The organism is Anaerophilus nitritigenes (assembly GCF_004138215.1).
GTDB lineage: Bacteria > Bacillota > Clostridia > Peptostreptococcales > Thermotaleaceae > Anaerophilus > Anaerophilus nitritogenes.
Window position 1 is genome coordinate 1 of the sequence record NZ_RYYS01000099.1, and the last position, 8,373, is coordinate 8,373.

At 34.0% G+C, this 8,373-nt stretch carries 12 protein-coding genes; all 12 read left to right on the plus strand.

What is annotated here, in order from left to right:
* Nucleotides 1-291: 291 nt before the first annotated feature.
* Nucleotides 292-501, plus strand: a complete 210-nt coding sequence (locus EK368_RS13630; protein WP_243109429.1) for a Mor transcription activator family protein — start codon at nucleotides 292-294, stop codon at nucleotides 499-501.
* A gap of 2 nt (nucleotides 502-503) precedes the next feature.
* Nucleotides 504-731 (plus strand): DUF1659 domain-containing protein, encoded by a 228-nt coding sequence (locus EK368_RS13635; protein WP_129600600.1) that lies wholly within the window; start codon nucleotides 504-506, stop codon nucleotides 729-731.
* A gap of 35 nt (nucleotides 732-766) precedes the next feature.
* Nucleotides 767-985 carry a DUF2922 domain-containing protein gene (locus EK368_RS13640; protein ID WP_129600602.1) on the plus strand — a complete coding sequence of 73 codons (219 nt, stop codon included), beginning with the start codon at nucleotides 767-769 and terminating at the stop codon, nucleotides 983-985.
* Between the two features lie 104 nt (nucleotides 986-1,089).
* Nucleotides 1,090-1,242 (plus strand): YvrJ family protein, encoded by a 153-nt coding sequence (locus tag EK368_RS13645; RefSeq protein ID WP_129600604.1) that lies wholly within the window; start codon nucleotides 1,090-1,092, stop codon nucleotides 1,240-1,242.
* Nucleotides 1,243-1,331: 89 nt separating this feature from the next.
* Entirely contained in the window at nucleotides 1,332-1,487 is a 156-nt protein-coding gene (locus tag EK368_RS15010; RefSeq protein WP_165000468.1) for a hypothetical protein, read from the plus strand.
* 69 nt (nucleotides 1,488-1,556) lie between these two features.
* Entirely contained in the window at nucleotides 1,557-1,727 is a 171-nt protein-coding gene (locus EK368_RS15015; RefSeq protein WP_165000469.1) for a hypothetical protein, read from the plus strand.
* 6 nt (nucleotides 1,728-1,733) lie between these two features.
* Nucleotides 1,734-2,420: a response regulator transcription factor gene (locus EK368_RS13650; RefSeq protein WP_129600606.1), complete on the plus strand. Its 687-nt coding sequence runs from the start codon at nucleotides 1,734-1,736 to the stop codon at nucleotides 2,418-2,420.
* A gap of 8 nt (nucleotides 2,421-2,428) precedes the next feature.
* The gene (locus EK368_RS13655) at nucleotides 2,429-3,466 is read left to right on the plus strand and encodes a sensor histidine kinase (RefSeq protein ID WP_129600608.1); all 1,038 of its coding nucleotides are present in this window, start codon (nucleotides 2,429-2,431) and stop codon (nucleotides 3,464-3,466) included.
* A 76-nt stretch (nucleotides 3,467-3,542) separates the two neighbouring features.
* A complete protein-coding gene (locus tag EK368_RS13660) occupies nucleotides 3,543-4,226 on the plus strand; it encodes an ABC transporter ATP-binding protein (protein WP_129600610.1) in 684 nt (227 codons plus the stop codon).
* The gene (locus tag EK368_RS13665) at nucleotides 4,223-6,577 is read left to right on the plus strand and encodes an ABC transporter permease (protein ID WP_129600612.1); all 2,355 of its coding nucleotides are present in this window, start codon (nucleotides 4,223-4,225) and stop codon (nucleotides 6,575-6,577) included. The genes EK368_RS13660 and EK368_RS13665 overlap by 4 nt, the downstream gene beginning before the upstream one ends.
* Before the next feature lie 499 nt (nucleotides 6,578-7,076).
* Nucleotides 7,077-8,126 (plus strand): replication initiation protein, encoded by a 1,050-nt coding sequence (locus tag EK368_RS13670; protein WP_129600614.1) that lies wholly within the window; start codon nucleotides 7,077-7,079, stop codon nucleotides 8,124-8,126.
* Nucleotides 8,127-8,169: 43 nt separating this feature from the next.
* Nucleotides 8,170-8,373 (plus strand): hypothetical protein (locus EK368_RS13675; protein ID WP_165000470.1); only part of this gene is annotated, 204 nt, incomplete at its 3' end.

Below are 8,373 nucleotides of genomic sequence, written 5' to 3' on the forward strand. Positions count from 1 at the left end.
ATATTTATTCCGAAATATACGAAAAAAGTAGTCTACAAATATGCAAAACCTTTAGAATAAAATGAAACATAGAAGTTATTTCATTCCGAGTAGAATATAAGTACATAAAAAAACAATAAATTATTTGAACAACTTTATATATATTTCTTCAGAGACAATACTCATTCCAAAAAAATTAGAAAATGACTTTAAAAGGAAATATTCCTTAGAAAATTTTCATCCCTTTTTCTTACGGCTCTTTCTTTTCTTTCTTGATACAATTTTTATGAGGGGGCGAGGATCATTCATGATTTGTATTTGATTTCTGATTTAATTGGCAGAGAGAATACAAAAAAGCTTATGAAAGAGTTTGGTGGTAGCTCTATTTATATTCCTAGAGAGGATCGAGTAAGTAGAAACAAAAGAATCATAAAGGAATACAACGGCTACAACTCTCGTGCGCTTGCAAAGAAGTATGATCTTTGTCATAAAACCATTCAAAAAATTGTAAAGGAGGGGTAAGGATGGCTGTGAATGTAAACCAATCACCTAGTAAACTAACTATTGTTTATGATCATGGACTTGATGAAAACGGAAAGCAAAAGAAAGCTTCCAAAACTTATGGAGGAGTAAAATATGATGCTTCCAATGAAGACATTTATGATGTAGCCTTGACACTTGTTAAACTTCAAGAAAACAAGGCAATAGAAATTCACAAAAAAGCAGATTATGAAATCAGCAAAGGAATCTAGGGGATAGGCAAAAAAGAAAAAGGGGGTAACAGGCTGTGAGACGATTAGAGATGATTTTTAAGAATGAAGAGGGTAAGAGTGCAAAGCTAACAGTTGAAGACTGTAGAGAGGATCTGAAAGCTTCTGATGTACAATCTGCAATGCAGACTATTATCGACAAAAATATCTTTTCTATGGGTAACGGAGAACTTAGAGAAATATTATCCGCAAATATTATCACAACAGATACAGAAGCAATTATTGAAAAACAATAAAAATAGAAAATCAAAAGCCCTTAGGGGCTTTTTTAAATGGTAAATGTTTCACCTGGAACAAAATAAAAAATAATACCTTATCATTTATAAAAGGGGGCTATATTATGGAGGAGCTTATGAGTATTATTGCAAACGTTGGTTTTCCAATCGGTATATCTGTTTATTTATTGGTGAGAATCGAAGGGAAAATAGATGATCTTTCTAAAAGTATTAAAGAGCTTGATCATACTATAGAAAATTTGTGGAATAGTCTTTAGGAAATGTGGTATATTTCACACCAAACATAAAGTAAAGTGTTGATTGATAAAATAAAAAGATTTATGCTTATCCAAGGAGGGAGTGGACTATGAAAAATTCTAAAAAGAAATTATTTGTTTTATTTTTTTGCATATCCATACTTTTAAATGCTATATTATTTGCTAAAATAATTTCACCAAGCAATTATGAAAGACCTATAACTGGATGTTATCAAAATAATGGATTCACTTTTAATTTTTTTTAAGATAATACTTTAAGAATATCTAATAATAAGTATTATGTAAAAACAGAATACAATAAGATTGGTGAAAATATGTATGTATTTAAAGAAAAAGAAGATGTGTATTTTGTTTTTTGGTATGACGAATCTTTTAATTTATTTAATAGTAATTCTAAAAGTATTATACAATTAGAAAAAATAAGTAATCAAACAATGATTAATGTGAATTTAAAAGAAAAAAAGATGGATAATCAAGGATGGTGAAAATAAATGAAACGAATTTTTTTAGTTGAAGATGATTTAAGTTTAATAAGTGGGCTGTCTTTTGCTATCAAAAAGCAGGGATATGAGATAGATATTGCCCGTACAAGCCTGGAAGCAGATACCTTATGGGCGGACGGAAAATATGAGTTGATAATTTTAGATGTATCGCTTCCCGACGGTTCTGGTTTTGATATATGCACAAAAATACGCCAAACATCAAAAGTACCCATTATGTTCCTTACTGCTGCTGATGAGGAAACAGACATCATCATGGGGCTTGATATTGGTGGCGACGACTATATTACAAAACCCTTTAAGTTGGCTGTGTTTATGTCGAGGATAAACGCCTTGCTTCGCAGAAGTAATAATTTCAGTCAGGCAGATACAGAACTGAACTCTAATGATATAAAGGTACAACTGCTAAAAGGAGAAACATATAAAAATGGGAAACAGCTTGACTTAACGGCAAATGAATATAAATTGCTGTGCCTGTTTATGGAAAATCCAGATATTGTACTTTCACCAGAACAGATTTTAAGCAAATTATGGGATTGTAATCAAGACTATATAGATAACAATACCATTACTGTCTATATACGCAGGCTACGCACAAAAATTGAAGATGAGCCAGGTAACCCAAAAAGAATAATAACCGTCCGCCGTATGGGTTATAAATGGAATACTGCTAATTGAGATGCATAATGAAAATACTGTCGAACAGAAAAATCAAAGCCCTATTTTATAAGATATTGATGTGTATACTGATATTTACCTTACTGTCTGCGTCTTTTATGATCCTTAAATTGGAAAATGCAACATTATATATATTGATATGTTCTCTATGTATGGGAATTGGAATATTGATAGCCTGTTACAGATATTTCAAGGAACAGAACAAAATCATGGAAAACGCCGTGACGCAAATTACAGAATATATTTCCGGCAATCGTACAGCGCGTATTGAGTGCGATGATGAGGGCCAGTTATACAGACTATTTCATGAAGTAAATTCTCTGGTTTCCATTTTGAACGCCCACGCTGAAAATGAAGGGAAAATGAAACAGTTTTTGAAAAATACAATATCCGATATTTCACATCAACTAAAAACGCCGCTTGCAACCTTAAATATTTATAACGGGCTGTTACAAGGTGAAGCAGAAGAATTACCTACGATTAAAGAATTTGCCACGTTATCAGAACATGAACTCGACCGGATTGAAACGCTGGTACAAAATCTGCTGAAAATTACAAAGCTGGACGCGGGTTCCATTGTGATTGAAAAGGCTCCTGAAAATGTGTCAGATATGATGAATGACATTGAATTACATTTTGCATACCGAGCTAAACAGGAACAAAAGGAAATTGTCTTATCTGGTAATGAAAACATCTCGCTTCTTTGTGATCGCGATTGGATCATTGAGGCCATAGACAATATCGTAAAAAATGCTCTCGACCATACTCAAAAAGGGGATTTCATTCATATTGAATGGAAACAGTTTATGACTGTTGTTCAGATTATAGTGAAAGATAACGGGAGTGGCATCCACCAAGAGGATTTACACCATATTTTTAAGAGGTTTTATCGCAGCCGCTTTTCAAAGGATATTCAGGGTATCGGACTTGGTTTGTCGCTTGTAAAAGCAATTATTGAAGCACACAACGGCACGGTTGAGGTTGACAGCGAATTAGGAATAGGTACTTCTTTTGTTATAAATTTTTTGATTCCTACAAAATTGTAGTCTTACAGTCATCTTGCTGTAGGATATAGATGATATTCTTTCAATATGATTCAATAGAAAAAGAGGTGCTTATACTATGAATTTATTAGAAGTAAAATCAATTTCTAAAACTTACGGCAGTGGAGAAATAGCCGTTGAAGCATTAAAAAACGCCAGTTTCTCCGTTCCGAAGGGCGAATTTGTGGCAATAGTCGGAGAATCGGGTTCCGGTAAGAGTACGCTTCTCAATATGATAGGTGCGCTTGACACCCCAACCTCCGGCGAAGTGCTGATTGACAGCAAGGATATTTTTGCTATGAAAGACAGTGCGCTTACGATTTTCCGCCGCAGAAATATCGGGTTTATTTTTCAGGCTTTCAACTTAATTCCAGAACTGACAATCGAGCAGAATATAATTTTTCCTGTATTGCTGGACTATCAAAAGCCCAATAAAAAGTATCTGGAAGAACTACTGACGGTACTAAATTTGAAGGAACGCCGTCATCACCTGCCCAGTCAATTATCAGGCGGTCAGCAACAGAGAGTAGCAATCGGACGTGCACTGATTACAAGGCCGTCTCTGATTCTTGCGGACGAGCCGACAGGTAATCTGGATTCTCAGAACAGCAGCGAAGTAATCGCTCTACTGAAAGAAACCTCAAAAAAGTATGAGCAGACGATTATTATGATTACGCATAACCGCAGTATAGCGCAGACCGCAGACCGTGTATTGCAGGTGTCAGACGGTGTCTTGACCGATTTTGGGAGGTGCCGTGAATGAAAAGCTATCTTAGCCTTATTCCGATTTCCGCAAAAGTACACAGACGGCAAAATCGTATGACGCTCCTATGTATCATCTTTGCTGTGTTTTTGGTAACGGCTGTTTTCAGTATGGCAGATATGGGCGTCAGAATGGAGAAAATAACTTTACTTAACAAACATGGTAACTGGAATATACAGCTTAAAAATATATCTGAAAGTGTTGCAAAGCATATTAGCTCACGCACCGACATTGCCACCATGTCATGGTATGATGTGATAAATTATAATCGAGAAGATGATTATTATATATGCGATAGAAAAGCGGTTTTATACGGTGTTGATGAAACATATATCACTAATATACGAAACTGCTTGGCAGAGGGTTCTTATCCGCAGAGCAATACAGAAATCATGCTTAGTCCAAATGCCAAAACTGTTCTCGGTATCAATATAGGCGACAGCATTACAATAAATACCCCTTCTGGAAGCATGAATTATACGGTATCCGGCTTTGGTGAAGACGATGTAGGTTTCAATTCGCTGTATGATACAATTAGCGCATATATGAACCAAACAGCATTTTATAAAATTGGTACCATCAATGATAGAGATCTTGCCCCTGTATATTATGTTCAATTTCATGAGAATACAAAAATAAGCAAACAAATTGCAGATATAAAGGAAAAATACGGGTTGACAGACGAAAATATAGATGAAAACACAGCCACTTTAGGATTAGCGGACTTTAGCAAAAATGCAACTGTGCAGACATTATATTCTACCGCGGTAGTACTGTTTGTCCTGATACTGATTGCAGGGGTACTGATGATTTCAAGCAGCATAAACAGTAATGTCGCCCAAAGGACAAAATTTTTCGGGATGATGCGCTGTATTGGAATGAGCAGACAACAGATTATCCGTTTCGTAAGGTTGGAAGCTCTTAACTGGTGCAAAACTGCGGTTCCAGTAGGTGTCATGCTCGGAATTGTAATCACATGGGGATTATGTGCTGCTCTACGGTTTATTGTCGGCGAGGAGTTCTCTGATATGCCTCTTTTTGGAGTTAGTCCAATCGGCATTATTAGCGGAGTAATTGTGGGGGTTGTTACGGTACTCATTGCAGCTAGGTCTCCAGCGAAACGGGCCGCTAAAGTATCAGCTGTGGCAGCAGTATCGGGTAATTCAGAAAACGCAAAAAATATGCACCCTATGGTGAATACCCGTTTTTTTAAAATTGAAACTGCTCTCGGAATTCATCATGCAGTATCGATAAAGAAAAACCTATTACTTATGACAGGCTCATTTGCACTCAGCATTATCCTTTTTTTGAGTTTTTCGGTTTTGATAGATTTTGTTGGTTACCTTATGCCCCAGTCATCGAATGCTTCCGACATTAACATTTCAAGCAATGATAGTTCAAATTCGATAGACAACGCATTGCTTGATAAGATTAGCAATAAGGCAGGTGTAAAACATGCTTTTGGTCGCAGGAGCTGTTTTGATATTCCGGCAAAACTAAATAAAGATAGTCAGCTGTCGAGTACGATTGATATTATTTCCTATGATGAATATGATTTAGACTGTCTTACAAAGGATAAAGAACTTAGAAAGGGCAGCGATATTTCAAAGGTGTATGGGGACAGTAATTATGTACTTACAACATGGGACAAAGATAGTCCGTTAGAGATAGGTGATAAAATACGGGTAGGAAATGAGGAGCTTGAAATTGCAGGCATGTTGAAATTTGACCCATTCAGCAGTGACGGTACTACGAATGGAAAAATAACGCTTATTACTTCTGGAGAAACCTTTACACGCATAACGGGTGTAACCGATTATTCACTTATTATGATACAGACGACAAGAGACGCGACGGACGAGAATGTTAAAGCAATCCGTAATGCAGTAGGTGAAGAGTACAAGTTTAGTGACCAGCGCGACCAGCGAACTACCGGCACATATATTGCATTCCTGTTGTTTGTATATGGATTTTTGGCAATTATTACTTTGGTTACTGTATTAAATATTATGAACAGCATTTCTATGAGTGTGTCCGCAAAAATAAAACAATACGGAGCAATGCGTGCGGTTGGTATGGATGAACGTCAGATAACAAAAATGATAGCCGCCGAAGCGTTTACCTATGCTTTGTCCGGTTGTGCTGTCGGTTGTACATTTGGTCTGTTGGTTAGTAAGATGTTATATGACAATCTTATTACTGCTCATTTTAACTACGCTACTTGGAGCTTACCTGTTATACCAATAATGGTTATACTTCTGTTTGTTTTTGTTGCGGCTATCGCTGCGGTTTATGCTCCGGCAAAACGGATTCGGAATATATCTGTAACGGAAACGATAAATGAATTGTAATAGCATTATTAAAGAATCATGTGGAATCATGGGGACAGGTACCTTGATTCTTCCTTATCCTAATTCTTAAATTCTTTGGAAGTTTTTATTTAGATATTAATATGTTTAAGGAAATATTTAAATTGAAATAGATGGAGAGATAATATGTAAAAATGCAACTCTTTGATTTTTTATATTCAATAGAGTTGTATTTTATTTTTTTAATTTATAAACAACAGCTCCTTTTATGTTGTTTTAAAAAACTTTTAAATGTTTTAATATGTTTTAGGGAAGCTGAACAAGTTGAAAAAACTAATGTTGACCATCTGAAAAGCTACAAATTTACGGTAAAAGGCTACAAATTTACGGTGAACAGCTACAGAATTACGGTCAAAAGGCTACAAATTTACGGTGAAAGGCTACTTTTTTAGGGTTAAAAGCTACAAATAAAAAAGATGTAGCTTTTAATTAGGTTTTATTATAAAATGAATCCATCTAATTACAAAGGAATGATTGAATCATGGAGAAGATAAATATTAACGATAATTATCTTGTAACAAAGTCAAATAAGTTGATGGAAGCTTCTTATAAGTTGACTGTAAATGAACAAAAATTTGTTTTGATTTTTGCATCTTTAGTTGAAAAAGATGATGAAGATTTTAAAAAATATAGGTTAGAAGTAAAGGATGTTATTGAAAAATTAAATATAGACCATAAGAATGCTTACAGGGAATTAAAGAAATTGACAAAAACAATATTATCTAAACCATTTACAATAAGAGTTCCCAATAGAAAAGATCCTACAAAATTAGATGAAATTCAATTTAGTTGGTTTTCAAGTATTAGATACTTAAATGGAGAAGGGGCATTGGAGGGAAAGTTTGATCCTGATTTAAAACCATTTTTATTAAATTTAAAAAAGCATTTTACGTCATATCGATTAAAAAATATTATTCAGTTAAACAGTGCATATAGCATAAGGATTTATGAGCTATTAAAGCAATATCAATCTATTGAAGAAAGAATTATACATATAGAAGATTTAAAAAATATGTTGGGTATACAGAAAAATCAGTACTTAAAATACTCTAACTTTAAAAAAAGGGTACTAGAATCTTCTTATAAAGAAATCAATGAAAAGACAGACATATCCTTTGAATTTGAAGAAATTAAAAAAAGTCGAAAAGTAGATAAAATCAAATTTCACATAGAATCAAAAAATAAAAAAATCCCTAAAGAGAGTGCTTTTGAAGAGATTGCTGCTACGAAAGAAGTTGAGTTTGATCCTTTTGTTTTTTCTTTAAAACAGATTATAAAAGAAGAGTTAACAGATGATGAATTAAAAGCTATATTAGAAGCTTCTAAGTATGATATGGCAACGATTATTAAAAAATATGAAATATCAAAATCATCTACATATGACAATTTGGTAGGATTTTTGATTAGTGCGATAAATAAAGATTACAAGGAGCCAATCAAACAAGAAAAAAATAATAAATTTCACAATTTTGAAGGAAGGACTTCAAAGTATACAAAAGAAGAGTTGGAGGAAAAGTTAAAGAGAAAATAAAAAACGATTTTGAAAAAACTTAATTGATTAAGAGGTGTTTAAATTGCAATTTAACCTTATACCTTTTGAAGGGACAGATTTCTTAAAACTTGGTTTAACACATGAAGAAAATGAAAAAGCATTATTCATGTTAGCAGAGAGGTTTACAAAAGCTTTCGGAAGTAATGATGTGGATGATTTTGGTTTTTGTCATATATTTTATGATGAAAATGGTAAAAGTGAAGCAATAGAATTTTTTGAACCTACA